Annotated in this window: 29 protein-coding genes; 6 read left to right on the top strand and 23 right to left on the bottom strand. The window is 65.4% G+C overall.

The genetic code is table 11. The annotated features are described in order from the left end of the window. Positions 1 to 72: 72 nt before the first annotated feature. Positions 73 to 1866, bottom strand: a complete 1794-nt coding sequence (locus tag CHB86_RS14635; RefSeq protein ID WP_089233800.1) for an ABC transporter transmembrane domain-containing protein — start codon at positions 1864 to 1866, stop codon at positions 73 to 75. Between the two features lie 224 nt (positions 1867 to 2090). Between CHB86_RS14635 and CHB86_RS14630 the strand changes: the two genes are divergently transcribed. Continuing rightward, positions 2091 to 3011: a sugar kinase gene (locus tag CHB86_RS14630; protein WP_089233799.1), complete on the top strand. Its 921-nt coding sequence runs from the start codon at positions 2091 to 2093 to the stop codon at positions 3009 to 3011. 16 nt (positions 3012 to 3027) lie between these two features. Here CHB86_RS14630 and CHB86_RS14625 read toward each other — a convergent pair whose 3' ends face one another. The 10 genes from CHB86_RS14625 to CHB86_RS14580 form a co-directional block, all read right to left on the bottom strand. Continuing rightward, positions 3028 to 3384 (bottom strand): hypothetical protein, encoded by a 357-nt coding sequence (locus CHB86_RS14625; protein WP_141134902.1) that lies wholly within the window; start codon positions 3382 to 3384, stop codon positions 3028 to 3030. 4 nt (positions 3385 to 3388) lie between these two features. Next, positions 3389 to 4477 carry an EscU/YscU/HrcU family type III secretion system export apparatus switch protein gene (locus CHB86_RS14620; protein ID WP_089233797.1) on the bottom strand — a complete coding sequence of 363 codons (1089 nt, stop codon included), beginning with the start codon at positions 4475 to 4477 and terminating at the stop codon, positions 3389 to 3391. Beyond that, on the bottom strand, positions 4474 to 5244 hold the full coding sequence (locus CHB86_RS14615) for a flagellar biosynthetic protein FliR (protein WP_089233796.1): 771 nt from the start codon (positions 5242 to 5244) through the stop codon (positions 4474 to 4476). Before CHB86_RS14615 ends, CHB86_RS14620 begins: the two co-directional genes overlap by 4 nt. Continuing rightward, a complete protein-coding gene (flhA, locus tag CHB86_RS14610) occupies positions 5244 to 7328 on the bottom strand; it encodes a flagellar biosynthesis protein FlhA (protein WP_089233795.1) in 2085 nt (694 codons plus the stop codon). Before flhA ends, CHB86_RS14615 begins: the two co-directional genes overlap by 1 nt. Positions 7329 to 7346: 18 nt before the next feature. Continuing rightward, entirely contained in the window at positions 7347 to 8090 is a 744-nt protein-coding gene (locus CHB86_RS14605; protein WP_089233794.1) for a transglycosylase SLT domain-containing protein, read from the bottom strand. Between the two features lie 101 nt (positions 8091 to 8191). Further along, entirely contained in the window at positions 8192 to 10411 is a 2220-nt protein-coding gene (locus CHB86_RS14600) for a hypothetical protein (protein WP_089233793.1), read from the bottom strand. Continuing rightward, positions 10408 to 11280, bottom strand: a complete 873-nt coding sequence (gene motA / locus CHB86_RS14595) for a flagellar motor stator protein MotA (protein WP_089233792.1) — start codon at positions 11278 to 11280, stop codon at positions 10408 to 10410. Before motA ends, CHB86_RS14600 begins: the two co-directional genes overlap by 4 nt. 75 nt (positions 11281 to 11355) lie before the next feature. Continuing rightward, positions 11356 to 11952 (bottom strand): MotE family protein, encoded by a 597-nt coding sequence (locus CHB86_RS14590; RefSeq protein WP_089233791.1) that lies wholly within the window; start codon positions 11950 to 11952, stop codon positions 11356 to 11358. After that, positions 11949 to 12317 carry a hypothetical protein gene (locus tag CHB86_RS14585; RefSeq protein ID WP_089233790.1) on the bottom strand — a complete coding sequence of 123 codons (369 nt, stop codon included), beginning with the start codon at positions 12315 to 12317 and terminating at the stop codon, positions 11949 to 11951. Before CHB86_RS14585 ends, CHB86_RS14590 begins: the two co-directional genes overlap by 4 nt. Positions 12318 to 12326: 9 nt before the next feature. Further along, positions 12327 to 12806, bottom strand: coding sequence for a flagellar basal body-associated FliL family protein (locus CHB86_RS14580; RefSeq protein WP_089233789.1), 480 nt, complete (start codon positions 12804 to 12806; stop codon positions 12327 to 12329). A 119-nt stretch (positions 12807 to 12925) separates the two neighbouring features. Here CHB86_RS14580 and fliF point away from each other — a divergent pair, with 119 nt between their 5' ends. Genes fliF through fliP form a run of 4 tightly spaced genes read left to right on the top strand, consistent with a single transcriptional unit; the run spans position 12926 to position 16164 of the window. After that, positions 12926 to 14530, top strand: a complete 1605-nt coding sequence (gene fliF, locus CHB86_RS14575) for a flagellar basal-body MS-ring/collar protein FliF (RefSeq protein WP_089233788.1) — start codon at positions 12926 to 12928, stop codon at positions 14528 to 14530. Next, a complete protein-coding gene (locus CHB86_RS14570) occupies positions 14530 to 15135 on the top strand; it encodes a FliH/SctL family protein (RefSeq protein WP_089233787.1) in 606 nt (201 codons plus the stop codon). The genes fliF and CHB86_RS14570 overlap by 1 nt, the downstream gene beginning before the upstream one ends. Continuing rightward, positions 15128 to 15415, top strand: a complete 288-nt coding sequence (locus tag CHB86_RS14565; RefSeq protein ID WP_089233786.1) for a FliM/FliN family flagellar motor switch protein — start codon at positions 15128 to 15130, stop codon at positions 15413 to 15415. Before CHB86_RS14570 ends, CHB86_RS14565 begins: the two co-directional genes overlap by 8 nt. Next, entirely contained in the window at positions 15412 to 16164 is a 753-nt protein-coding gene (gene fliP / locus CHB86_RS14560; RefSeq protein ID WP_089233785.1) for a flagellar type III secretion system pore protein FliP, read from the top strand. Before CHB86_RS14565 ends, fliP begins: the two co-directional genes overlap by 4 nt. A 62-nt stretch (positions 16165 to 16226) precedes the next feature. On the opposite strand, the gene CHB86_RS14555 is transcribed toward fliP, so the two are convergent. Genes CHB86_RS14555 through CHB86_RS14515 form a run of 9 tightly spaced genes read right to left on the bottom strand, consistent with a single transcriptional unit; the run spans position 16227 to position 20823 of the window. Then, the gene (locus CHB86_RS14555; protein WP_089233784.1) at positions 16227 to 16739 is read right to left on the bottom strand and encodes a flagellar basal body-associated FliL family protein; all 513 of its coding nucleotides are present in this window, start codon (positions 16737 to 16739) and stop codon (positions 16227 to 16229) included. A gap of 11 nt (positions 16740 to 16750) precedes the next feature. After that, positions 16751 to 17488: a flagellar basal body L-ring protein FlgH gene (gene flgH / locus CHB86_RS14550; RefSeq protein WP_089233783.1), complete on the bottom strand. Its 738-nt coding sequence runs from the start codon at positions 17486 to 17488 to the stop codon at positions 16751 to 16753. A gap of 8 nt (positions 17489 to 17496) precedes the next feature. Then, positions 17497 to 17949 carry a flagellar basal body P-ring formation chaperone FlgA gene (gene flgA, locus CHB86_RS14545; RefSeq protein ID WP_176442886.1) on the bottom strand — a complete coding sequence of 151 codons (453 nt, stop codon included), beginning with the start codon at positions 17947 to 17949 and terminating at the stop codon, positions 17497 to 17499. Next, positions 17946 to 18731, bottom strand: a complete 786-nt coding sequence (flgG, locus tag CHB86_RS14540) for a flagellar basal-body rod protein FlgG (RefSeq protein ID WP_089233782.1) — start codon at positions 18729 to 18731, stop codon at positions 17946 to 17948. The genes flgA and flgG overlap by 4 nt, the downstream gene beginning before the upstream one ends. A gap of 13 nt (positions 18732 to 18744) precedes the next feature. After that, a complete protein-coding gene (locus CHB86_RS14535; protein ID WP_089233781.1) occupies positions 18745 to 19452 on the bottom strand; it encodes a flagellar hook-basal body complex protein in 708 nt (235 codons plus the stop codon). Positions 19453 to 19455: 3 nt separating this feature from the next. Beyond that, positions 19456 to 19722 (bottom strand): flagellar biosynthetic protein FliQ, encoded by a 267-nt coding sequence (locus CHB86_RS14530; protein ID WP_089233780.1) that lies wholly within the window; start codon positions 19720 to 19722, stop codon positions 19456 to 19458. A 4-nt stretch (positions 19723 to 19726) separates the two neighbouring features. After that, positions 19727 to 20017, bottom strand: coding sequence for a flagellar hook-basal body complex protein FliE (gene fliE / locus CHB86_RS14525; protein WP_089233779.1), 291 nt, complete (start codon positions 20015 to 20017; stop codon positions 19727 to 19729). 12 nt (positions 20018 to 20029) lie between these two features. Then, complete coding sequence (flgC, locus tag CHB86_RS14520; RefSeq protein WP_089233778.1) at positions 20030 to 20422, bottom strand: flagellar basal body rod protein FlgC; 393 nt, start codon at positions 20420 to 20422, stop codon at positions 20030 to 20032. Positions 20423 to 20436: 14 nt separating this feature from the next. Continuing rightward, positions 20437 to 20823 carry a FlgB family protein gene (locus CHB86_RS14515; RefSeq protein WP_089233777.1) on the bottom strand — a complete coding sequence of 129 codons (387 nt, stop codon included), beginning with the start codon at positions 20821 to 20823 and terminating at the stop codon, positions 20437 to 20439. A 79-nt stretch (positions 20824 to 20902) separates the two neighbouring features. Between CHB86_RS14515 and CHB86_RS14510 the strand changes: the two genes are divergently transcribed. Continuing rightward, the gene (locus CHB86_RS14510; protein WP_089233776.1) at positions 20903 to 22228 is read left to right on the top strand and encodes a FliI/YscN family ATPase; all 1326 of its coding nucleotides are present in this window, start codon (positions 20903 to 20905) and stop codon (positions 22226 to 22228) included. Between the two features lie 36 nt (positions 22229 to 22264). Here CHB86_RS14510 and CHB86_RS14505 read toward each other — a convergent pair whose 3' ends face one another. Genes CHB86_RS14505 through flaF form a run of 3 tightly spaced genes read right to left on the bottom strand, consistent with a single transcriptional unit; the run spans position 22265 to position 23840 of the window. Next, on the bottom strand, positions 22265 to 23065 hold the full coding sequence (locus CHB86_RS14505; RefSeq protein ID WP_089233775.1) for a DUF1217 domain-containing protein: 801 nt from the start codon (positions 23063 to 23065) through the stop codon (positions 22265 to 22267). Then, positions 23062 to 23466: a flagellar biosynthesis repressor FlbT gene (flbT, locus tag CHB86_RS14500; protein ID WP_089233774.1), complete on the bottom strand. Its 405-nt coding sequence runs from the start codon at positions 23464 to 23466 to the stop codon at positions 23062 to 23064. The genes CHB86_RS14505 and flbT overlap by 4 nt, the downstream gene beginning before the upstream one ends. Then, positions 23463 to 23840: a flagellar biosynthesis regulator FlaF gene (gene flaF / locus CHB86_RS14495; RefSeq protein ID WP_245837973.1), complete on the bottom strand. Its 378-nt coding sequence runs from the start codon at positions 23838 to 23840 to the stop codon at positions 23463 to 23465. The genes flbT and flaF overlap by 4 nt, the downstream gene beginning before the upstream one ends. Between the last annotated feature and the right edge of the window lie 5 nt (positions 23841 to 23845).

Below are 23845 nucleotides of genomic sequence, written 5' to 3'. Positions count from 1 at the left end.
GCTGCGCAACGGGAATTGTGTCCCTGCGTCACGCAACAGCCGATCCGGCCCTCCGCGGACATGCCGGCGCCGCTACTCCGCCGCAAGTCCGTCCGTGAACTGGAGGCGCGCAAGCCGGGCGTAAAGACCGCCCTCCGCCACCAGGGAATCGTGCGTGCCTTCGGCCACGATCCGCCCGCCGTCGAAGACGAGGATGCGGTCGGCCTGTTTCACCGTCGCCAGCCTGTGCGCCACGATGATCGTCGTGCGCCCCTCGCTAAGCGCGGAAACCGCCTGCTGCACGGCGCGCTCGCTCTCGGCATCGAGCGCCGAGGTCGCCTCGTCAAGCAGCAGCACCGGGGCGTCGCGCAGGATCGCGCGGGCGATCGCGATCCGCTGTTTCTGCCCGCCCGAGAGCATGACGCCGCGCTCACCAACGTAGCTGTCGTAGCCATCGGGCAGCGCCGAGATGAACCCGTCCGCCGCGGCGGCCCTGGCGGCCGCCTCGACCTCGGCATCGCTGGCCTCGGGCCGGCCGAAGCGGATGTTCTCGCGCGCGGTGTCGGCGAAGATGACGGGATCCTGTGGTACCAGGGCAAGCGCCCGGCGGAAGGTGGCGCGTTCCATCTCCCGCAGCGGCACCCCATCCAGGCGGATCTCGCCGGAGCTCGGATCGTAGAAGCGCAGCAGGAGTTGCAGGACGGTCGATTTGCCGGCACCGGACGGACCCACCAGCGCGATCTGCTCACCGGGCGACACTGTGAAGCTGACCCCGTTCAACGCGGCGTCCGCCGGGCGGCTCGGGTAGTGGAAATCGACGTTGTCGAAGGCGATACTACCGGTCACCGGCGCCGGAAGCGCCCGCGGCGTCTCGGGATCGGTCACCGCGTCCTCGGCGTCCAGCAGTTCCACCAGGCGCTCCGTCGCCCCCGCAGCGCGCTGCAGCTCGCCCCAGATCTCGGACAGCGCCGCCACGGAACCGGCCATGATGCCCGCATAGATCAGGAACTGCACCAGCTCGCCCGCGGTCATCACATCGGCGCGTACATCGCGCGCCCCGATCCAGAGCACGCCGAGAATGCCGGAGAACACCACAAAGATGATGATGATCGTGAGCAGCGCCCTGACCGTGATGCGGGTCTTCGCCGAGCGGTAGCTGGCCTCGGTCACCTCGGCAAACTGGCTCCGGCTGGCGGCTTCGTGCGAGTAGGCCTGTACCGTCTGCGCTGCCTGCAGCGCCTCGGAGGCATTGCCGGAGCTCTTCGCGATCCAGTCCTGGTTCTGCCGACTCAGGGCGCGAAGGCGGCGACCAAGCGCCAGGATCGGCACGATCACGATGGGCACGATTGCAAGCACCATCACGGTCAGCTTGACCGACGTGAAGAACATCATGGCGAGGCCGCCAAGGAACATGAGCGTGTTGCGGAGAAACCAGCTCACCGACGAGCCGATGACCGAGAGGATCAGGGTGGTGTCGGTCGTGATGCGGCTGATGACCTCGCCAGTCATCAGATTCTCGAAATAGGCCGGGCTCATGCCGATCATCCGGCTGAAGACGGCCTCGCGGATATCGGCCACGACCCGTTCGCCCAGCCGGGTCACCACGTAGTAGCGCAGCCCGGTTCCGAGCGCGAAGACGGCGGCGATGCCTATAGCGGCGAGAAAATAGCGGTCGAGCAGGTGAACCGCGCCGTCACCGAACCCGTCCACCACGCGCCGCGCGGCGATCGGCAGAAGCAACGAGACCGTCGCGGTGAGCGTCAGCGCGAAGCCGGCAAGGATCACGTAGCCACGATAGGGGGCAAGGAAGGGGAAGAGAGATCGCAATGAGCCGACGCGCTTCGACTTCGCGCGTTCGCTTTCGCCGTCCTGTCCGTTTTGCGCCATGCTCGCCCCCTCTTTCGCAGCCGTGCAATACCGGCCCTTGCCATGCGCGGCAACCAGATCGACGGCGCAGGGACTGCGACACTCCGGGCGACGGGTGTGAAACGCCGCACTCGGGGCCTGCCGCAATTTGTCCCGCTAGCATATCAGTGCACATTACACTATTGTCTGCACAGCTTCCCGGAAGATGCGGGACGAACCTTCATTCGATCAGCGAGACGCGAAACATGACCACAGACATCCTCTGCCTCGGCGAACCCATGCTGGAGTTCAACCAGCAGCCTGACGGGATGTACAAACCCGGGCACGGTGGCGACACCTCCAACGCCGCTTGCGCCGCTGCTCGGCAGGGGGTCAAGGCCGGCTACTTCACGCTGCTCGGAAACGACACGTTCGGCAACGGGTTCATCGATCTCTGGGCCGCCGAGGGCGTCGACGCGTCGAGCGTCAAGCAGATCTCCACGGCGCCGACGGCCGTCTACTTCGTGACCCACGGGCCGGATGGGCACGAGTTCAGCTATTTCCGGGCCGGGTCCGCGGCCAGCACCATGTCGCCGGCCGATCTGCCGGTCGAAGCGCTCCGCTCGACAAAGATCCTGCACGTCTCGGGCATCAGCCAGGCGATTTCCGCCTCGGCGGCCGACGCCGTCTTCGAGGCCATCGACATCACCAAGGCCGCCGGTGGGCTGGTATCCTACGACACCAACCTGCGACTGAAGCTTTGGCCGCTCGACCGCGCCCGTGCGGTAATTCACGCAGGCGTCGCCAAATGCGACATCGCCCTGCCCGGCCTGGATGACGCGATTCACCTGACCGGCCTCGAAGAACCCGAGGCGATCGTCGATTTCTACCTCGGTCTCGGCGCCAAGGTCGTTGCCCTGACCCTCGGGGCCCGCGGCACCATGGTCGCCACCCCCGAGCGCCGCGAACTGATTGCGGGCCGCAAGGTGAAGCCGGTCGACGCCACCGGCGCCGGCGACACGTTCGACGGCACCTTCCTCGCCCGAACCGTCCTCGGTGACGACCCCTTCGCCGCTGCCCGGTATGCCAACGCGGCCGCTGCGCTCTCCACGCAGGGGTTCGGTGCGGTGGAACCGATGCCGCGCCGCGCCGACGTGGAAGCCTTCCTCGCAGCGGGCGACGCCTGATCCGCTTGAGGTCGATCTAGCCACGATCCCGGAGCTGTCGGGCGGCCTCGCGCCGCCCGAATGCCTTTCGCGCCTTGGCCTGCTCGGCCTCCAGGGCCGCCCGGCGCCGGGCGAGTTCGAGGTTGAGCCGCTGGCGCTCCCTTTCCGACCACCTGAGCCAATCCGAGATGAACTGGAACGTGCCGGAATCGACCTGCTCCGCCCCGTTCAGCGAGCCCAGGTTGGAGTGCCGCGACTGCGCAAGGGCCGCCAGCTTCCCGCTGATTTCGCGCTCCGCCGCCACGGCGTCCCGCAAACCCTGACCGGCAGCCGCCCAGCCGATCTCGGTGATCTGGCAAAGCGCATCCAGTTGCGCCTTGTCGCGCTTGGTCACCATGTCACTCCAACACCTTCTTTCGCGCGATCTGTCGCATGCTCTCGGCAAACCGGATCGCCGCCGCCACCGGCCGATAATGTTCGGGAAGGATCTCGGCGCCGATCTCGACCGTCGCATGAATTGCCCGCGCCGTGGGTGGATCGCGGTGGATCGGCACGCCGGCCTCCCGCGCCGCTTCCCGGATGCGCGCGGCCACATGGTCGGTGCCCTTGGCGGTGCAGAGCGGCGGGCCGGCAAAGGTCGGGTCCCATTTCAGGGCGACCGCGTAGTGCTCGGGATTGACCACGACCACCGAGCTTTCCCCGACATCCCGCAGCATGGAGCTCATCGCGATCTGCTGCCCGCGCTGCCGCCGGACCTGCTTTACATGTGGGTCGCCCTCGCTGTCCTTGGTCTCGTCCTGCAGTTCCTTGCGGGACATCCGGTTGCGGCGTCGGTGCTCGGCGATCTGCCACAGCAGATCCAGCCCGCCAATCACCGCGAGCAGCGCCACGAGGATGCCGATGAACTCGAGCGACAGCCGCCCAAGTTCCACCGCAACCGCCTGCGGGCGCAACTGCATCGTTCCGCCGATGCGCTCTGACCGCGCCGCAAGGAAGATTCCGAGCACGGCCGACACGATGAGCAGCTTGACCGCGCTCTTCCCGAACTCGAACAGGCCCGCCCTTCCGAACTTGTTCTTCGCGTTGGAGATCGGGGAAAGGCGGGACAGCCGGAACGACAGCTTGTCGGGGGCGAACACGAGCCCGCGAAACGCCAGCAACGCCACGATGACAAGGATCGGCGGCACGACGAAAACCGGCAGGGCCGCTGTCGCGAGCGCGGAGGCAAGGGAGGTGGCGGAGACCGCCCCGGCAAACGCACCCGAGCGCGGCTCGACCCAGGCCGCCTGTTGCAGCAGGCCGATCCCGAGGGTTCCGATCCGCGTCGAGACCCAGCCGCCGCCGAAGGCCAGCACGAGCAGCAGACCGCCGAGAGCCAGGGCGGCCGTGACGTCGTTCGACCTCGGGATCTCGCCCTTCCGGCGCGCGTCGTCGAGCTTCTTCTGGGTTGGCTCGTGTTGCTTCTCGGTATCGTCCTCGCCGCTCATCTCCCGCCTCCGAAGGGATCGGCGAGAACGTCCTGAAGCACCTCGAGCCAGAGCTGCAGCAGCAATGGGGCCAGCAGGGCGAGCAACGCGAGGCCGCCGGCCGTGATCGCCGGAGCGCCAACGAGGACGACCATCAACTGGGGCATCGCCCGGTTTATGGCTCCGAGCGCGAGGTTGTAAAGAAACGCCGCGATCACGAAAGGCGCCGCCAACGAGAACGCCAGGGCGAACGCATCACCAACCCGCGCCACCCAGATTTCGGCCAGCGTGGCGCTGTCGATCCCGAGGCCGATCGGGAAGTCGACATAGCTCGCAACGAGCGCTTCCGCGATGCGGACATGCAGGCCCGAGAGGACGGCGAGGGCCAGCCCCCCGATCACCAGCACATGGCCGAAGGCTGGCAACGGCTCCCCCGCGGCGCCGCCGAGAAGTTGCGACAGCGAGGTGGATTGCGCGGCCATCGAGCCCGCCATCTGCAGGACGAAAATCATCAAGCGAAGCACCAGGCCAAAGGCCAGGCCGACGAGTGGCTCCGTCGCGAGGAGCGGCAGCAGGACGGCGGGGCTGGCCTGGACGCCGGAGACGTCGACTGCGGGCGCGACGATCAGCGTGAAGGCGAGCGCAAGAGACAGCCGGATGCGCGGCGGTATGTTCTGCTCCCCGAAGGCCGGAAGCACGGCCATCGCGGCCCCGACCCGAAGGAAAACGACGAAACCGGCGAGCAGGCCCGCCTGCCCGATGCCCGCCAGTGCCGTCAGTTCCTCCATCACCGCGGCACCACGCCCACGATGGCCGGGCGCGCATCCATGCCCAGCTCCTCGAACGACAGAACGGGCGCACTGATCCCTTTGGCCCCGAGCACCAGCGACAGGAATCGCCGGCGCCGGGCCGAGGTCACGAGGGCCGGATAGGTACCCGCATCGGCCGCCCGCGCCAGACGTTCCCCGACCGCCGCGCCCAGTCGGCCGATCCCGTCCGGCGGCAGCGCCACGGTTTCCACGCCAGGGGGGCCGTCGACCTGATAGGAGGCAAAGAGATCTTCCCATTCCGGCGCAAGTTGCAGCAGCGGGACCGTCCCATCCTCGCGCCGCATGTCCGCGACGATCTGGAACCCCAACCGTTGGCGCACGTGCTCGCAGATCGCTTCCGGAGCGGTGAAGCTTCCCCGCGCCTCGGCAATCGCTTCGAGGATCAGCGGCAGGTTCCGGATCGAGACCTGCTCATCGAGGAGCAGCCGCAGGACCGGCAAAAGCATGTCGAGCGGGACGCGGTCCGGAATCAGCTCGTCGATCAGTTTCCGGTTGGCATCCGCGCGCGCGGCGTCCGACAGGTCGGTCAATTCCTTGAGCAACCGACGCAGCGCCTTGAGGCTCAGAAGCCGCGAGAAGTTCCGTTTGACCACTTCCAGCAGGTGGGTCGCGAGGACCTCGGCCGGCGAAACGATCGTCGTTCCGGCAAGGGCTGCGGTTTCGCGATCGGAGGCGGCGATCCAGCGGGCCGGTGCGCCATAGACCGGCTCCTTCACATCCTCGCCGATGGGCAGGGAGCCTGTGTCGCCCGACGCCAGGGCGAGCAATTCACCCGATCGCAGCCGGTCCCGTGCCTGTTCCACGCCGTGAATGCGGATCAGGTAGGTCCCCATCGGGAGGGCGGCGTTATCGGTCAGACGTATCTCGGGGAGGATCAGGCCAAAGGTCGCGGCGACGTGGTTTCGCATGTTGGCGATCCGCGCTTCGAGACCCGTTGCCGGGTCCAGCACGAGAGACACGAGGTCGGGCGCGAACTCCAGGTGGATGTCGTCGAGATCCAGCACGTCGCCGATCCGCTTCGGTGGCGCCGGGCTGTCCTTGGGCTCCTCGCCCTCTTCCTCCTCGGCCATGCGGGTCGCCTTGCGCAAGCCGATCCAGCCGATGGAAGAGAGAACGATTGCGCCCGTCAGAAACGGGAGAAAGGGAAACCCCGGGACCAGGGCGAAGATCATCATCAGGGCGCCCACCGTCAGCAGGGCCTGCGGATACCTGTTGAGCTGGGAAAAGACCGCAAGATCCGTCGCGCCCTTGTCGCCCCCCCGCGCCAGCAGGAGGGCCGAGGCGACGGAGATGATCACCGCCGGAATCTGCGAGACCAGCCCATCGCCGACCGTCAGGATCGCGTAGGTTTCGAGCGCCTGGCCAATCGGCATGTGATGCACCGCCAGCCCCATCACCAGCCCCATCACGAGGTTCATGGCGGTGATCAGCAAGCCGGCAATCGCGTCGCCCTTCACGAACTTCGACGCCCCGTCCAGCGAGCCGAAGAACGTCGTCTCCGCCTGCTCGAGCTCCCTGCGGGCCTTTGCCTCCGCATGGTCGATCGCACCGGCCGCCATGTCACTGTCGATCGCGAGCTGCTTTCCCGGCATTCCGTCGAGCGCGAACCGGGCACCGACCTCGGCCATGCGTGTCGCACCCTTGGTGATCACGATGAAATTGACGATCAGGAGCACGCAGAACACCACGAGCCCGAGAAAGACGCTGCCCCCCATCACGAACATCGCAAATCCCTCGATGACGTTGCCGGCGGCGGCTGTGCCGGTGTGGCCCTGGCCGATGATGAGCTTGGTGGACGAGACGTTGAGCGACAGGCGCAGCATCAGCGAGGCGAGCAGCACCGTCGGGAAGGAGGAGAAATCGAGTGGCCGTTCGATGAACAGAGTGACGGTGAAGATCAGGATCGCCAGTGCGAACGAGGCAGCGAGCCCCACGTCCAGCACCCAGGCGGGCATCGGCAGGATCATCATCACGATGATCGCCATGAGGGCAACGGACAGAAGGACCGTGGGATTGAAGAGCTTGGAGACGGAAGATGGCATGGTATTCCCGCCCCGCGATCAGAACAACGGCCCGGCTGCGGCCCGGAAGCCGAGCGGGACGAGGGAAGCCATTGCACGTTCGCCCATGTCCTCGACCTCGGTCGGGAGAGCGATCGCATCGCCCCGGCTCCCGGCAAGGAGTACGGCCTTTCGGGGCGTGGCCTCCATGCCGCCGTATCGGGCAATGACAGGCGCGAGCAGCCCAGTGTAGCGCGCCGCATGTTCGGGTGTCCGGGAGTGATAGGCGGCCGCCGCGCTTTCCCAATTGCCAAGCTCACGGTGAAGTTCGCGCAGGAAGCGCGCCGCGTAACGGGCGTTTCCAGACGGTTCGAGCATGGCGTCGAGGCTCGCAAAATGCTCGCCATGCCATTTCACGTTCACCTGGAAACAACCCACATCAACGTTCCGATGCCCTTGATCGAGGCGCGCGGAAATGAAGGCTTTCGCGTCACCGGCGCTATCGAACCAGTGGCCGCGCCCGTCGGAATGCGCGGTCCATGGCCACGGCATTTTCTCTCCACGTGAGCGCCGCCCGCTCTCGACCGTCGCGATCGCCTTCATCAGCGCGACGGGTACCCCCTGCTCCCGCGCCGCGACCTCTGCCCAATGCAGACAGATGTTGGTCTCGCCCCCCGCAGCCTGCACCCCGGTCCCCGCGTTCAGGGCCGCCAGGGTCAAGAAGGCGGCAAAGGCGGCGCTCCGGGCTATGCCTGGTGCCAATCCGTTGCTGCCATGCATCGGCCGGTCGGTCTTCGCAAACATCCGCGCACCTTTCTGGTCGCTCCCGGTTCCCGTACTAATCCCGGAAGGTTACCAGCACGTTTCCCATGGAACGGGTGCGCCGGCATCGATCGGGAAGATGGTCATCTCTCGGAAAACAGGCTTGAGAGATGCGCACGCATCTCTCCACTTCGCCCGAGAAGGGTGCGGGCCTTGTCCAGCGTGATCGCTTCTCGATCCTCCGTCAGGCTTCCGGCAGCCGCGCCTGGATCGGCACTGCTCACGGCGACAAGGGACTGTTCCGGCGCCCCACCATAGTTCCCGATCAGGTCGGCTTGCCCTGATAGCCAGGCCTCTCTGGCGGCCCCTGGCCTGTCTCCGGCATCGAACAGAAGGTGCGAAGCCTCGGCGTGGTTGCCCGTCGCGCTAAGCGCTCGCGCCCGGATCAAGGCGCTTTCCGGGTCGGGCTCGCCGGCCAGCATCGCCAAGGCAAGCTTGGCATCGCGCCCCTGAAGAGCCGCCTCGGCGCTCAACTGCCTGTAGCGAAGGCTGCCGTCTCCCCGTTGGCGTGCCAATACCGCCTGCGCGGGCCGCCAGAGACCGACCTCCAGCAACCGCTCTGCCACATCGAATCTCGTTTCCTTCGATAGCCGTTCCGGATCGCGGACAGGGTCGCCTCCTTCGAGATACCTCAGCAGCGCGGAATCATCTTCCTGCGCCACCATTTCCGAAACGATCCTGGAAAGGGTCTGGTCCGGCCCGTTGTTGTCGGTCGAGACCTCCGCCCATTTCCTGTGAAACGCCAGGGAACTGCCGAAATCACCCAACATGGCATGCCCCTGTGCAATGCCGGACAGGAGCTCCAAGCCGATTTCGCTGCCGGCTGTTTCTGCCGCGAGAGCTTCCGCCAGGGTGACCGTGCGGGGCTCCAAACGCCCGTCACGCAACCCCTGTTTCAACAGTAGGTTCGTCGCCTCGGCGGAGGCGGCTGCGTCACTTGACTGAAGATCGGGCAGCTTGGCGAGTGCGGCCTCGGTCCGCGAAGGTGAGATCCGCGTTGTTGCGTCCAGCAGAACCAGATCGGGCGCGGATTTCTCCAGCGACCTACCCAGGGAATTCCTGACGCTTTCGGCGGCATCGACATGTCCGGCGGCATGGAGGGTTTTCACCAGCCTAGGCCCCAATTGCCGACGGAGGTTGGGTGGAAAACGGAAGAACCAGCTCTGCACGTCCTCGGTGTTCAGGTCCGCAAGCTGGGTTGGATCCGTTTCTCCGAGGGCCGCCCAAACGGCTGCGGGGCCACCGCATCGCGAAAGCGCGGACAATTGATCGCTCCGGGGCTGCGCGGGAGGATCCATGAGATCGGCGATGGCGCGCAGGTAGGGGGCGCCAAGATCGATCTCATGAAACTCTTGCAGAACAGCACGCGCCTCTGCGCCGAATCCCAGAGAGAGATAGGTCCGTACGAGATGCGCCACGGCGGTGGCATCCGGGTTTTCCCGTGCGTCGAGGATCTGCCCGCGCGCCCTTGAGATCGCGTCGTCAGCCGGATCCGTCCGCCATTGTGCAGGATCGTAGAGCGCCTCCTCGCCACAGGCATCGGGCGCATGACTTCTTGAACCTGGCTCGGCCGGGGGCAGGAACTGATCGAAGACGGTTTCCGAATTCAGATGTCCGGCCTGCCGGAAACCACCCGGAAGGCGCGACGTGGGTGCCTCGTCGTCGGCCCGGCCGTCGGGAAGCCGGACATCCACCAAGCCCTGGCTGGCAGCACGACCGAGCTGCCGGAGCAGCGCCTCCTCCATGGCCTTGTGGTTTCTGGTTCCCGCGTCGAGTTCCTGCTCCGTCAACGAATTCGCGGCTCTCCCGGGCCTCCCCACCGGTGGGCTTCCAATGTCTCGCCCGATCGAGAAACCAAGCACCGGAACGCCGAAACTGGAAAACCCCGACGGCCGCATCGGCAGACCAGAGGTCAACGCCGGCAGCGCTGCAATATCCGCCTCCGGATCGGTGGCAATGTCGATCGCAACGGTGTTTTTTCCGGCCCAGAACACCTGCATCGAACAGCCGCAATCGCTCTCCATTTCCAGAGACCCGCGCTCGGCATCGAAGGAGATCGCCTGGATCCTGTCGCGCGGGATGAGATCGAAAACCCTGGAAAAGTCGAACGACATGTCGGAGCGATCAAAGCGCAGCGAGAAGCCGCCGTTCGTATTCTCTTCCTCCCAGGAGACGGGCTTGCCGAAGATGAGAACGATCCGCGAGAAGTCCGCATGTTCGCCGGAGAGCACCCGGACGTTCTCGGCCATTGCGGGCGACGCGAGCCCGAGACAGATCGCGATGGCGGCCCAGCGAATTGTCATGCCGCATCCCTCTGCTTTACCTCCTTGAGGGCCTCCTCGAGATCGGAAAAGCTCGGCCGGATGTGGCTCGGCGTGTTCTGGCGGCCAACCTCGATGCAGATATTGGTCGCGTGGCTGTGCAGGTTCGCAACCAGCACCTCCCGGATCAGCCGGTAGAAATGGGCATCCTCCTCGGTCACGTCGCGAACCTTCTCCGCGAACGGACCGACGAGACCGTAGGCGAGAAACACGCCCAGAAAGGTGCCGACCAACGCCCCGCCGATCAGCTTTCCAAGGATTTCCGGCGGTTGATCGATGGATCCCATGGTCTTGATAACGCCCAGAACCGCGGCGACGATGCCGAGCGCCGGCAGCCCGTCGGCCATCGTCTGCAGGGCATGGCTCGAATGCAGCGCGTGGGCCTGGTTGGCCTCCATGCGCTTCTCGAGAACCTCCTCCACCTGGTGAGGGTCGTCGTAGTTCATGGAGGCGGAACGCAAGGTGTCGCTGATCAGGTCGACCGCTTCGGCATCGGCGAGAATCCTCGGATAGGCCGAGAAGATCGCGGAGTCCTTCGGCGCCTCGATATGCTCCTCCAGGCCGACCGGGTTCTGCCGCGCCAACCGGATCAGTTCGAAGAGCAGGCAGAGAAGATCGCGGTAATCCTGCGGCTTCCACTTCGGTCCCTTGAAGACCTTTCCGACGTCTTTCAGCGTGTGCTTGATCGCCGAGATGTCGTTGGAGATCACGAAAGCTCCCACCGCAGCTCCGCCGATCATGGTGAGTTCGTATGGCAATGACTTGAGAATGATCGCCATCTTGCCGCCGGCGGCAATGTAGCCGCCGAAGACCATGACGAAGATGATGACGATACCGACGAGTCCGATCACGAGTGAGCTCCACTGGCGCAGATTTCCTTGCCCGGCATGGTCGCAGGCATCGGTTAAGATTGGCTGATCCCCGCCCTATTCGACGGGCACACCGGTATTGCGCCCGGCAAGGACGACACTGACGGTGTAGGCCTTCTGGGACGACAGGCCCGCGAGTACCTCGGCCGCGACCTCGGGCCTCATGCGCGCCAGGAACCCGGCGGCGAAGCTGGGGTCCATCTCCTCGAAGACGGCAGCGGCATCCTTGGGCTTCATGCTCTGATAGACATTCGTGAGCCGGTCGAGATCCGCCTCTGCGGCGCCGTCGGCAAGTGCCAGCGTCGCCTTCAGCGACTCCTCCGCAGATTGGAGCGCCGCGAGGTTGATGCGAACCTCCTCCTCCGCGACCTTCAAGGACTGCGCCCGATACGCGATCTCGGCTTCCCTTTCGTCGAGCTCCGCGGCGCGATCCCGCAACAACTGCAGCGTTGCGCGAATCTCCGCATCCGGCTCGCAGCTCTCGAAAAGCGTCTCCTGTTCGTCCTCGCGGCCGATCTCGACGGCGGCGAGCCCCCGCGCGAGAGCCGCTCCGGTACCGTCGAACATCCGCAACAGACCGGAGGCGAGAAAGAGCAGGCTGATGGTCGTCAGGACACTCTTCCCGATCCGCCTGCGTCGACGCGGGCGGCTCACAGCCGGTCCTCCGCGACCACTGGACGCCGGGTCCGTCGCACTCTGCGCTCCTGAAGCGGATCGGCGCAGGGCGGCGCGGGCTCGGGAAGGTCGTGGAGCGATGCGAGGATCAACTCGATTCGCCCTGCCGCCGTTTCCGCGCGCTTCGTCAGCGCCTCGAGCGAGTCCGCCGAGTTTTGCGACATCGCCCGCGCGCCCTCGAGCGCCTTGGTCATCTCGTCGACCTGGACCGACAACACCGCCACCGCTCCGCCAACGCCCTTCTCAAGGTTGGTGAAGCGGTTGAGACGGCGCGAAAGGATGTAGCAGTAGAACGCGGCCCCCAAGGCGCCGGCGATCAGCAGAACATCGGAAATCAGGGCCATTCTTGCCTCCTAGTTCAAAACGAATTCGGTCACGAGCAGGTCCTCCACGCGGTCTTCACCGACCACCATCTGCACGCGCCGCAACATCTGCGCCCGAATGCGAATCAAGGCTGTGGGTCGTTCGAGTTCCTCGATCTCGAGCGCGCGCAGGTAACTGTTCAGCACGTCCAGAACGCGCGGCATCAGGGCCTCGACATTGGCGGCCTCGAGCGGCGCCACTTCGAGATCCGCACGGAACCGGAGATGGCGCGACTGCCCATTGCTGGAAAACGACACGAGAATCGGGTCCACCGGAACGAAGGTGACGTCCGGCACCGAGGCGGCGGCGGCGTGACCGTCAGACGCCTTTCCGGAGAGGTCCAGCATCCCGGAATAGGTCGCGTAGAACCCCGCGCCGCCCAGTGCCAGGGCAAGCCCCAGCCCGATCAGGATGGGCTTCAACTTGCCCGTCTTCGGCGTGGTCTCCACGGCGGCGGATGCGTCCGACATCTTCGTCTCCCCTTGGGTTCGCAGGGATATCCATACGCCGGGAACGGCTAACTGATTGTTAAGCGAGATCTTCCAAAGATGGGTCGCGACCAGAAGGTCAGTCGAATGGAGGTTGTCGCGTGCAGAACGTTCTCGAAATCTGGTCCAGGCTGGACAATCGCAAACGCATCATTGCGGTTGTCTCCACCGTTCTGATGTTCGCGGCCGTTCTGGGTCTGTCGCGGCTGGCCACAGCGCGCTCAATGGACCTGCTCTATTCCGGGCTGGAGGACGGCGCCGCCGGAGAGGTTGTCGCGGCGCTGGAACAGCAGGGCGTGCTCTACGAGGTACGGGGCAGCGCGATCTACGTGGACGCCGCCCAACGCGACGAGATCCGCATGATTCTTGCCGGCCAGTCCCTGCCCGCCAACGGCAGCGCGGGCTACGAGCTGCTCGACGGGCTGAGCGGTTTCGGCACCACGGCGCAAATGTTCGACGCGGCTTATTGGCGGGCGAAGGAGGGCGAGCTTGCCCGCACGATCGCCGCGAATCCGCAGATTCGAAGTGCCCGGGTCCACATTTCGACCTCGCCCAGCCACGGGTTCCGCGCCGCGCGGGATCTATCGGCCTCGGTCTCCGTCAGCGCGGGCGCGGGCGGTCTGACCGAGGCGCAAGGCAAGGCGTTCCGCTATCTCGTTGCCTCTGCCGTCTCCGGGCTGCGGCCGGAAGACGTGACCGTGATCGATGGTGACAGCGGCCTCGTTCTCGGATCGTCCGATGGCCAGCCGGTGGAGGATGGGCGGCGGGCTGCTGCACTCAAGCGCAACGTCGAACGCCTCCTCGAGGCTCATGTTGGCGCTGGCAACGCGGTGGTCGAGGTCAGCGTGGAGACCGTGACCGAGCGGGAATCGATCTCGGAGCGGATCTTCGACCCGGACAGTCGCGTCGCCATCAGCACCGAGACAGAGGAGCGGAGCAGCACTTCCCGTGGCACCTCTGGCGGCGCGGTGACGGTGGCCAGCAACCTGCCCGACGGCGACGCAGGCAATGGCGGCACCGATTCGTCGAGCCAGGACTCCGAGACGCGGGAGCGGGTGAACTTCGAAGTCTCCGAAACCCACAGGGAGGTCCTGAAGGAGCCCGGCGCGATCCGGCGACTGACCGTGGCCGTCATGGTCAACGATCGCTCCGTGATCGACGCGGACGGGACCTCCAGCACCCAACCGAGGTCGGACGAGGAGTTGGACGACCTGCGCTCGCTGATCGCCGCAGCGGTCGGTTTCGACGAGAGCCGCGGCGACCAGATCACCATCAGATCTCTCGAGTTCCAGCCCTTTCCCGAAGGCGCGCCGAGCCTCGCGCCCGGTGTTCTCGACCGGCTGGACGTCACCCGCGTCCTGCAGGTTGCCGCCTTGGGCCTTGTCGCGCTGGTGCTGGGGTTGTTCGTGGTGCGCCCGATCCTGACCCGCCGCGAGCCCGCCTCCGTCCTCGAACTGGACAGGCCGCACGCGCCCGCCGAACTGGGCCCGCCGTCCGCGCTGTCCGCGGATGCCATCCCGGCAACGATGATGCCCGAGATGAACGTCGTTAAGGACTTTGGCTCGAGCGGCCTCCCTGCCCTGCCCGACCTGTCGGCTGGCTCGGAAGATCCGGTTGCCCGCCTCCGGAACCTGATTGCCGAGAGGCAACAGGAAACGGTGGAAGTGCTGCGGAGCTGGATGGAAGACGACAGGGAGGACGCGTGATGGGCCGCCCCCTGACACTCGAATGTTTCGACACGGCGATGCAAGCCGGCACGAATGCGCTGGCAGCAGATGATAGCGCGCGCGAGGAAGACCGGCTTCAGGCCTTCGACGAGGGCTACAGGGCCGGCTGGGATGACGCGGCGAAAGCCCATTCCGAGCAGCAGACCACAATTTCCGCGGAGTTCGGAATGAACCTGCAGGAGCTGTCCTTCACCTACCACGAAGCGCGGAACGCGATCCTTTCGGAGATGGAAGGCATCCTGCGCGGGCTGATCGACAAGATCCTGCCTGCCGCCGTGCACAACACCGTGGGCGAGACGATCTTCGAGCGTATTGCCGAGATCTCGACGCTTCAGGCCGATGTGCCGGTTGAGATCTCCGTCTGCCCGGACAACGCAGAGCGGCTGCGGGACCTGATCTCGGGCCGCGTCGCGCCGCCGCTGACGATTCTCGAGGAGCCGAGCCTCGGCAGTGGCCAGGCGTTCCTGCGGCTCGGGCGTTCGGAGACGAAGATCGACCTCGACGCCGCGCTGCAGGAGATCAGCGACGCGGTCACCGACTTCTTTGAAACCAGCGCGCCCGAAGAGGATGCACGTCATGCCTGATCCGGATCAGTCCCCCCAACGGTCCACCCCGTTTTCGCAGGTTCCCGTCGAGATCGTGGTGTCCGTCGGTCGCGCGCGGCCGCGGATCTCCGAACTCCTTGGTCTGGAACGCCACGCCGTGCTGACGCTCGACAAGCGGGTGGAAGACCCGGTGGAGCTGTTTGTCGGCGACCGCCTGATCGCCCGGGGCCAGTTGATCGAACAGACCGGCGACAAGGAGGGACAGCTCGCGGTCCGGCTGACCGAGATCTGCGAGACGAGCGAGGCGCTGGAGCGATGACGCCGCAATTGCGCCGATGGGCTTGCCCGGCCGCACTGTCGATCGCGATGCTGTGTGGCCTCGCGGGTCCGCTCCATGCGCAGGACATCGTGCTCTCTCTCGGCGACAATGGCTCGCTCACCGGGACCAGCATCCAGCTCTTCCTGTTGGTCGGCCTGCTCGGTTTCGCCCCCGGCCTGCTGGTGATGGCGACCTGCTTTCCGTTGATCGTGACAGTGCTGTCCATCCTGCGCCAGGCGATCGGGCTTCAATCATCGCCCCCGAACATGCTGATGGTATCCCTGGCGCTCGTGCTGACCTACTACGTGATGGACCCGGTGTTTTCGGAGGCCTGGACAGAAGGGCTGCGCCCGTTGATCCGGGAGGAAGTCGAGCCCGGTCTCGCCTTCGACCGGGTGATGGAGCCGTTCCGGGCCTTCATGGTGGCGCGGGCCGATCCGGAGACGGTCGAACGCATGGCCGCGCTTCGGCAATCCGCCCCAGGCCCGGCGCCGGACCTCGGAAATCCGCCGCTGTCGATCCTTGTCCCGAGCTTCCTGCTGAGCGAGATCTCGACCGCGTTCGAGATCGGCTTCCTGCTCTTCCTCCCCTTCCTGATCATCGACCTCGTCGTCGCGGCGGTCCTGATGTCCATGGGCATGATGATGGTGCCGCCGGCCCTGGTCTCGCTCCCGTTCAAGCTCGCCTTCTTCGCCATCGCCGACGGATGGGCGCTGGTCTCCGAAGCGCTGGTGCGCGGGTATTTCTGAGAAAGGTCCCCGCCCCGGAGGGCCGCGTTTCCTTCAGGGGCGAGGACGTGGACCCTGTCGCGTCAGGTGTCCTGCCGGGCGATGTCGGTGACCAGCACGTCGACCAGCGACTTGCCCATGATCCGGACGCCCGTCTCCTTCAGGGCCTCTCTCAGATGGCCAAGCGCGCGGGCGGAAGTGAAGGTGCCGTCGAACCCGCCGGCATTTGCATAGTCGAACATCACCTGCAGAAAGGCGTCGCGGATCCGCGGCTCCAGCGCATAGACCTCTTCCTGATGACCGGCGGCCGTCTCCAGCGTCAGCGACAGCACCACCATTGATACCACGTGCCCGTTCTTCAGAACGGGCACGATGAACTGGTTGTTGAGCTTGACGAATTCGGTCCCCGACTGCGAGCTCTCACCGTGCGCGTCCGAATGGTCGTCATCTTGCGCGACCGCCGCATGGGAGTCTTCCGGGGCAGAATGCACCTCCCCGTCAGGCGGAGTTTCCGCAGCGGGCTTCAGCATGTAGCCGGCGCCGACGCCGGCCCCTGCGCCAACGATTCCCAGCACGAGCGGAATGACCAATCGCATCGGCGCACCCCTCAGAAGGGAAGAATGATGTCGGCAACCTGCTGTCCGTAGCGCGGCTGCTGCACATCCGTGATCTGCCCGCGACCGCCGTAGGAGATCCTGGCGGAAGCGATCTTGTCGTAGGTGATCTCGTTGAGGCGCGTGATATCTTCGGGGCGGACGTAGCCCGTCACCAGCAATTCGCGTATCTCGAAGTTCACCCGCACCTCCTGGCTCCCCTGGATCCTGAGCACGCCGTTCTGCAGCACCTCGACCACGGTCGCGGCGACCCGAAGCGTCAGCTTCTCGCGCCGCTGAACCGAACCGTCGCCTTCCGAAGAGCTCTTGGAGCCGAGCTTGACCGCCGGGTCCATCGAAGCGCCGTCGGGCAACCTGGCCTCGATCTTCTGTGGCAGACCGAAAAAATCGGTGACATCCATTTCCTCGCCGGAGCTCCGCGAGCGCTCGCTGGAATTGGAGATCTCGGCCTTTTCGTCGATCTCGATCACCACCGTCAGGATGTCGCCGCGCGTCCCGGCTCGGCGGTCCCCAAGAAGCGACTGCCGATCCTTGCTCCATAGCGAGGCGGAATCGGTCGGGCGCGGCGTCTCGACGGTCTCCGGAAGGTTGATGACCGACATTGCGCGATGTTCGTAGGTTCCGGAATTCGGGGTGAACTCGGGCCGCTTGCCAACATCGGCGACGCGGTCGCAGCCCGCAAGTGCCAGCGAGGCGATCAGGAGGGACGGGGCGATTCTGGGGCGATGCATCTGGGTTCTCATTTTGTTCCTGCGTCTTGGACTGTGCTTCGGACGATGACCCGCCCGTCTGGATCGACCGTTCCCGTCACCGTGGCGCGGGAAGCAAGGTTCATGGCGCGGACGGTCTCGCCCGCGGCCGCGCGGGCCAGTGAGCGGCCGTCCGCCGTGATCGACAGCGGACCGTTCTGGTAGACCAGCGTGATCATCGCGTTCCGCTCGATCAGCGCCGGCGGGCCGATGTCCTCGGCACGGATCGGACGCCCGGCATAGAGGACGACACGCGCCTCCATTCCGATCGCCGCCGCGGGATGTTCAAGGGCGCCGGGAACCGAGCCGGACACCACCATGACATCCGCAGCCGAGAGGACCGTCTGGCTCCGCACGGTTTGCGTGGCGACGAGCGTTTCGGACGCGACCGGACCCGCGCCGAGCGCGAGCATGGCCATTATGCGGTAGAGTCCACCGGTCATCGGAGCTGTGTCGTCGCCGAGAGCATCTGGTCAGCCGCGGTGATGACCTTGGCGTTGAGCTCGTACCCACGCTGCGCCTGGATCAGATCGGTGATCTGACGGACGGCGTCGACGGAGCTGTCCTCGAGATACCCCTGCCGAACCGTGCCGAGCCCATCCTCGCCCGGCGCAGCCACCAGCGGCGGCCCGGAGGCAGCGGTTTCGAGGAAGAGGTTGCCGCCGATGGCTTCCAGCCCCTTGGGGTTCGAGAACGCGCCAAGGGTGAACGAGCCGAGCAGTTCGGGCTCAACCTCTCCGTCGAAATAGGCATAGACGTCGCCTTCGGGACTGATCGAGATGCTCCGCGCGTCGTCGGGCACCGTGATGTCGGGGACGACGGGATAGCCGTCGGATGTCACGATCAGCCCGTCGGGCGAGAGCTTCAGCGCGCCGTCGCGGGTATAGGCGGAGGCGCCGCTGGGAAGTGTTACCTCGAGGTAGCCGGAGCCGTCTATCGCCAGATCCAGGTCTCCGCCGGTCTGCGAAAGGGTGCCCTGCTGCTGAAGGACGGTCACCGCCGACGGACGGGCGCCGAGGCCGACCTGAACCCCGGTCGGAAGGATCGTGCCGTCGGCCGCGTTGATCGTCCCCGGCCGGGTCAGCTGCTGGTAGTGCAGATCCGCAAACTCCGCGCGACGGGCGTCGTAGGCCGTGGTGCTCATGTTGGCGAGGTTGTTGGAGATGACGTCGACCTTCATCTGCTGGGCAGCCATGCCGGTCGCGGCGATCCTGAGTGATTGCATCGGCTTCTCCGATCTATCTGGTCAGTGTTTCGATGACGTTCGACACACGATCGCTCTCGCGTTCGATGAGCGACTGGCCGAGTTCATAGGCGCGCTGCACCTCGATCATCCGGGTGATCTCGTGCACGGGGTTCACGTTCGAGCCTTCGAGGAAGCCCTGCTGGATGTTGCCGTCCACGACCTCCACCACCTCGCCCGCGACTGCGAACAGGGCGCCGGCCTCGTGCGACAGGTCCGCCGGATCCGCCGGTTCGACCAGTCCGATACGCGCGATCGCCCTGCCGTCCGCGCTGATCGTGCCGTCGGACGCGACGGCGATTCCGGCCGCATCCGGTGGGATGAAGATCGGCGCCCCGCCCTCGTCGAGCACGAGATTTCCGTCCGGCGTGGACAACTCGCCCGCCTCGTTGGGGGTGAACGCCCCGGCCCGTGTCAGCCGTACCCCCGATGCAGTTTCGACCTGAAAAAAGCCATTCCCATGGATCGCGAGATCGAGCGCCCCGCCGGTTGGCTCCAGCGTACCGGTTGTCAGGTCGATCCGGCGCGCCCGCGCCGCCGCCATCGAGACGGACTCCCCGCCGGCTGCAGTGACGTATTCGGAGAAGACGACACCCTCACGGCGGAACCCGGTGGTCGAGATGTTGGCCACGTTGTTGGCCACACTCTGCATCTCGCGCATCAGGCCGGACTGACGGGACAGGGTCACGTATCCAACGCTCATGGATCAGATCTCCGCCATGATAGGAATGATGCCGCCGGTGAAGAAGCTGACGAGACTACGGGACATGAAATCCATCGACACCCAGAACACGATCACGATGGCCAGCAGTTTCGGGACGAAGGTCAGCGTCATCTCCTGAATCGAAGTCAGGGCCTGGAAAAGACCGACGATCAGGCCGGTCACCAGCGCCACCGTCAGGATCGGCATGGAGATCATGACGGCCGTCCAGAGCCCGGAGCGAAGGGTGTCGTAGAAAACCGCTTCTTCCATCGGGTCAGACCTGCATCCTGAGGATTTCCTGGTAGGCCTCTACGACCTTGTCCCGCAGCGTGGCAGCTGTTTCCACCGCCAGCTCGGTCTGGCTCAGGGCCATCACAAGCGCGTGCGGATCCGCTGCGCCGAGCGCTGCGCCTTTCGCGGTCGCCTCGCCATTCCGGAGAACCGAAACGAAGTCCTCCGCCGCTTTGGTCGCCGCCGTTGCGGCGCCCTCGGGACGTTCCTTCGGCACGACAGCGGGCTTCGCCGCCAGGTATGCCTGGCCGGCCTGGGTTGCACGGATATCCATTCTGGTCTCCCTTTATCGCCTGAGCAGTTCCAGCACGCTCGACGTCATCTGCCTTGCCTGATCGAACATCTTCAGGTTCGCCTCGTAGCTGCGCTGCGCCTGACGGGCGTCCGCCACCTCCACGATCAGATCCACATTCGAGCCTTCGTAATGGCCGGTGGCGTCTGCCAGGGGGTGGGCAGGGTCGAACACCATCTCGCGCGTGGATTGATCGAGCTGGACCGGACCGCTCCGCACCTGTCCGATGTCGGACCCGAAGTTCGCCACCGACTCGAAGGATGCGATCTTGCGCCGATAGCCCGGGGTATCCGCGTTCGCGATGTTCTCCGAGACATGGCGGAGCCGCGTGGCCTGCGCCTCCATTCCACTGGAGGAAATTGCGAGCGCGTTCAGAAGACTGCTCATGATTGCGCCTCCCCTTACCTGCCGAGCGACGCGCGCAGCACGTTCAGGCTGCTGCGGTAGATCGACAGGGCGATGTCGTGCTGCTGCCGAACCTCGACCGATTTCATGATCTCGGTCTCGACGGAGACCGAATTGCCGTTCGGCTCCGAGGTCGCATCTGCGATCACCGCGGCGTCCGGCGGGGACCTGCGGCTGCCCCAATCCAGGTGGCTTTCCCGGGTGCGCTGAAGGGGCGCGGCGCTGTCTGACTGCTGCCAGACCTCGGCAAAGGACGCGATATCGCGTTGCTGGTATCCGGGCGTGTCGACATTGGCGAGGTTTCGCGCCACGACGGATTGGCGTGTGACGGCATGTTGAGCCATCCCCTGCGCCAGCCTCAGTATCTCCAGATTTTCGAACATCGGGGTTTCTCCCACGGCTTTCAATCATGGCTTAACCCCGATTCCTTTAGAAACGGTGTGCGCAGACACAGGAGGTTTCATGAGCGGCAGAAGTCTGGACACATTGGCGCGTGATATATCGGGCATGCGCACGGCCCGCGCGGTCGGGCGGATCGCGCGCGCCGGGCACGGGACCTTTCATGTCGACGGGTTGGAGCGCTCGGCGGCCTTGGGCGATTACGTTCGTATTGCATCTCGAAACGGCACGCTGCGGGGTGAGGTCGTCGATATATCCGACGCCGGCGCCATGGTTCTCGCCGACGGCTCCGGCGATGGAGCGCGTGTTGGTGACGCGGTCACCTTGATGGGAGCGCCGTCGGTCGCCCCGTCCGACCACTGGATCGGCCGCGTGATCGACCCATACGGGAACGCGCTCGACGGGCGCGGCCTGGCGCGCGGTGCAGACGAACGACCATTGCGCACTGCGCCGCCCAATGCCACGCGACGTCGCGCGTTGGGCGACAAGCTCGCCACCGGCCTCGCCGTGTTCGACACCCTGCTTCCCATCGTCCGCGGACAGCGCCTCGGGGTCTTCTCCGGCTCGGGCGTCGGGAAATCGACGCTCCTCAGTCAGCTTGCGCGCGGGGTCGAGGCCGATGTCGCCGTTATCGCGCTCGTCGGGGAACGTGGCCGGGAGGTCGGTGAATTCGTCGAGCGAACCCTCGGACAAGACGGTCTCGCCCGCTCCGTGGTTGTCGCAGCCACCTCCGACCAGCCGCCTCTCACGCGGCGCCGTGCGCTCTGGACGGCAATGAGCGTCGCCGAGCATTTTCGGGACGAGGGGCGGCACGTCCTGTTTCTCGCCGACTCCGTGACGCGGTTTGCGGAGGCCCACCGCGAGATCGCCCTCGCATCGGGCGAGACCGCATCGCTTAGGGGGTTTCCCCCTTCTGTCGCCCATCTCATCATGGCGCTCGCGGAACGTGCCGGGCCGGGCGACGTGGCCTGTCAGGGAGACATCACCGCGATCTTCACCGTGCTGGTCGCCGGGTCGGACATGGAGGAGCCGATCGCCGACATCCTGCGCGGTGTACTCGATGGTCACGTTGTGCTGGACCGAACGATCGCCGAACGCGGGCGGTTTCCGGCGGTCGACCTGCTCAGATCCGTGTCTCGCAGTCTGCCAGGCGCATCCAGCACCGCCGAGAACGCCTTGATCCAGCTCGCGCGGAAAAGACTGGGAACGTATGCGCAATCGGAGATGATGATTCAGGCGGGGCTCTATACCCCCGGCAGCGACCCCGCGATCGACGCTGCAATCAAGGCCTGGCCTGCGCTGGATACCTTTCTCTCGGAACCTTCGCCGGACGGGCCGTCAGCCGCTTTTGCACGCCTTGCCCAATGCCTTGGCGAGGTGTTCCCCTGATAGCGCAAAAAGGTCCAGGGGCGCCTTCAACCGATCCTAGGAAACGGCCCCGGAAAGCAAGGTCAGCGCGATGCTACCCGAAGACAACCCGGTCGACATGTCACTCAACTCAGCTCTCAGGAGGAATGTTCTCACCAGCTTCTCCATCCGATCCGGGTCCGCGAACTGAGACACATCACCACTTCCGAACGCCGTTGTCGCTTTGTCACGGAACGTCTGAAGCTGGTCTTCGATATCCAGGCTCGAAAACGACTCCGGCAGACCGAGTGCGGTTTCGAAGACGCTTCTGAGGGGCGCTGAGCCCATGACAGAGTACCATTTCCCGTCGTCACTAAGTTCGCCGGAAGCGATAGCCGCCAACTCCCTCTCGACATTGAGCGCCAATCTGAAATCCTCGTTCTTCTCACCGACCGAGATTTCGAACTGGCGCTCCGTGTATGCCGAGAAGATCTCGTCGGCAAAACCCGTCAATCCCGTCCGAGGCGGAATGCCTTCGCCGAACCCGAAGGCCTCACTCAAGGCCTTGTAGCTCTTGTCGGAGAGCTTGTTGGAAAGCGCGTCGGCCGAGGAGGTGCCATCTTCGAGAACCTTGCGAATGAAGAACCGGTTCTGCAAATCGTCATCGAGACCGAACGCGCCGAGGGCAACGGACAGAAGCCGGTAGTCGCCGACGAGGTGCTCCGCGGTCTTTACGCCGGCGATATTGGCCGCGAAGTACTCCTTGTCGCTCAGTTGCTGAGGCGAGTCGGCAAACGCCGTCTTCTGTGACTCAAGCGTGCGCGTCAGGAACGTCCAGCCGGCATAGCCCCCGAGAGGAACGACGGCCGCGAAGCTCATTGATACCGGGCCGCCAAGAGGCGCTCCTCTCGTGGGAGCAGGCAACGCAAGGCCTTCAGGGCCTGGTAATGCTGATCGGCAAGGACCGCAGTGGTCGCTGCATCAAGCCGTTCGCGACTGTCCGCGTCGGTCAGGATCTGGCTGAGTTGCTCGATACCCCGAAGCAGTTGCAGGCGCGCCTCCTCAGGATCAGCATCTCCGGAAAGCACGAGTTGAGCGATGTAGCATACACGTCGCACCGGGGTATTGACCTCTTCCGGATGGATCGCATCCCGCAGGCGCAGGATGTTCGCGTTGGGTGTCATAATGTTGAGTCGGCTTCTGCGATCGCCGTTCTCGACCACCGCACCGTTGATCAACACCCGCTCCTTTGGCCCGAGCTTGAGGACAAGACCGCTCATGCCTCGCTTCCCTCCGTCGACAGGCCGCGCATCATGGCCGTATTGATGTCGACGAGCGTTTCGGCACTGCCCTCTCCCTTCAAGACCTTCCGGCTCTGCTGTTCGACGAACTCCGCGAGATAGAAGATCTGAGCCCGTAAAGTCGGGGGCAAGTGGTTGTCGGAACTGGCTACATCGGAGGCCAGAACGGACCACAGTCGCCGGTTGTCGTGCAGCGCCTTGGCGAGGGACGCGAAACCCGTGCGCCCTGCCTCGGCGGCACAGGAGAGATCCCGGGTCACGCGCAGGAAAGCCGCATATTCCACGCTTCGACTGGTTCTTACAGGAGCCGCGGCGGCCCCATATGCCTTCTGTGCCATGTGGATCGCGTTCACGGCGG

The organism is Tropicimonas sediminicola (assembly GCF_900188335.1).
GTDB classification, from domain to species: Bacteria; Pseudomonadota; Alphaproteobacteria; order Rhodobacterales; family Rhodobacteraceae; genus Tropicimonas; species Tropicimonas sediminicola.
The sequence above is the reverse complement of the archived record's forward strand: the minus strand, read 5'-3'. Positions and strand labels throughout refer to the sequence as shown.

What these genes read in the sequence shown, in the direction of transcription:
- CHB86_RS14580 (WP_089233789.1), bottom strand. Translation starts at nt 12,806, where the DNA reads ATGTCGGACGCATCCGCCGCCGTGGAGACCACGCCGAAGACGGGCAAG.
- CHB86_RS14600 (WP_089233793.1), bottom strand. Translation starts at nt 10,411, where the DNA reads ATGACAATTCGCTGGGCCGCCATCGCGATCTGTCTCGGGCTCGCGTCG.
- fliE (WP_089233779.1), bottom strand. Translation starts at nt 20,017, where the DNA reads ATGGATATCCGTGCAACCCAGGCCGGCCAGGCATACCTGGCGGCGAAG.
- CHB86_RS14555 (WP_089233784.1), bottom strand. Translation starts at nt 16,739, where the DNA reads ATGCGATTGGTCATTCCGCTCGTGCTGGGAATCGTTGGCGCAGGGGCC.
- flgH (WP_089233783.1), bottom strand. Translation starts at nt 17,488, where the DNA reads ATGCATCGCCCCAGAATCGCCCCGTCCCTCCTGATCGCCTCGCTGGCA.
- CHB86_RS14570 (WP_089233787.1), top strand. Translation starts at nt 14,530, where the DNA reads ATGGGCCGCCCCCTGACACTCGAATGTTTCGACACGGCGATGCAAGCC.
- flhA (WP_089233795.1), bottom strand. Translation starts at nt 7,328, where the DNA reads ATGCCATCTTCCGTCTCCAAGCTCTTCAATCCCACGGTCCTTCTGTCC.
- CHB86_RS14505 (WP_089233775.1), bottom strand. Translation starts at nt 23,065, where the DNA reads ATGAGCTTCGCGGCCGTCGTTCCTCTCGGGGGCTATGCCGGCTGGACG.
- CHB86_RS14510 (WP_089233776.1), top strand. Translation starts at nt 20,903, where the DNA reads ATGAGCGGCAGAAGTCTGGACACATTGGCGCGTGATATATCGGGCATG.
- CHB86_RS14630 (WP_089233799.1), top strand. Translation starts at nt 2,091, where the DNA reads ATGACCACAGACATCCTCTGCCTCGGCGAACCCATGCTGGAGTTCAAC.
- CHB86_RS14565 (WP_089233786.1), top strand. Translation starts at nt 15,128, where the DNA reads ATGCCTGATCCGGATCAGTCCCCCCAACGGTCCACCCCGTTTTCGCAG.
- CHB86_RS14605 (WP_089233794.1), bottom strand. Translation starts at nt 8,090, where the DNA reads ATGTTTGCGAAGACCGACCGGCCGATGCATGGCAGCAACGGATTGGCA.
- flbT (WP_089233774.1), bottom strand. Translation starts at nt 23,466, where the DNA reads ATGAGCGGTCTTGTCCTCAAGCTCGGGCCAAAGGAGCGGGTGTTGATC.
- CHB86_RS14515 (WP_089233777.1), bottom strand. Translation starts at nt 20,823, where the DNA reads ATGTTCGAAAATCTGGAGATACTGAGGCTGGCGCAGGGGATGGCTCAA.
- flgC (WP_089233778.1), bottom strand. Translation starts at nt 20,422, where the DNA reads ATGAGCAGTCTTCTGAACGCGCTCGCAATTTCCTCCAGTGGAATGGAG.
- CHB86_RS14535 (WP_089233781.1), bottom strand. Translation starts at nt 19,452, where the DNA reads ATGAGCGTTGGATACGTGACCCTGTCCCGTCAGTCCGGCCTGATGCGC.
- CHB86_RS14530 (WP_089233780.1), bottom strand. Translation starts at nt 19,722, where the DNA reads ATGGAAGAAGCGGTTTTCTACGACACCCTTCGCTCCGGGCTCTGGACG.
- CHB86_RS14585 (WP_089233790.1), bottom strand. Translation starts at nt 12,317, where the DNA reads ATGGCCCTGATTTCCGATGTTCTGCTGATCGCCGGCGCCTTGGGGGCC.
- CHB86_RS14615 (WP_089233796.1), bottom strand. Translation starts at nt 5,244, where the DNA reads ATGGAGGAACTGACGGCACTGGCGGGCATCGGGCAGGCGGGCCTGCTC.
- fliP (WP_089233785.1), top strand. Translation starts at nt 15,412, where the DNA reads ATGACGCCGCAATTGCGCCGATGGGCTTGCCCGGCCGCACTGTCGATC.
- flgG (WP_089233782.1), bottom strand. Translation starts at nt 18,731, where the DNA reads ATGCAATCACTCAGGATCGCCGCGACCGGCATGGCTGCCCAGCAGATG.
- flgA (WP_176442886.1), bottom strand. Translation starts at nt 17,949, where the DNA reads ATGACCGGTGGACTCTACCGCATAATGGCCATGCTCGCGCTCGGCGCG.
- CHB86_RS14620 (WP_089233797.1), bottom strand. Translation starts at nt 4,477, where the DNA reads ATGAGCGGCGAGGACGATACCGAGAAGCAACACGAGCCAACCCAGAAG.
- CHB86_RS14635 (WP_089233800.1), bottom strand. Translation starts at nt 1,866, where the DNA reads ATGGCGCAAAACGGACAGGACGGCGAAAGCGAACGCGCGAAGTCGAAG.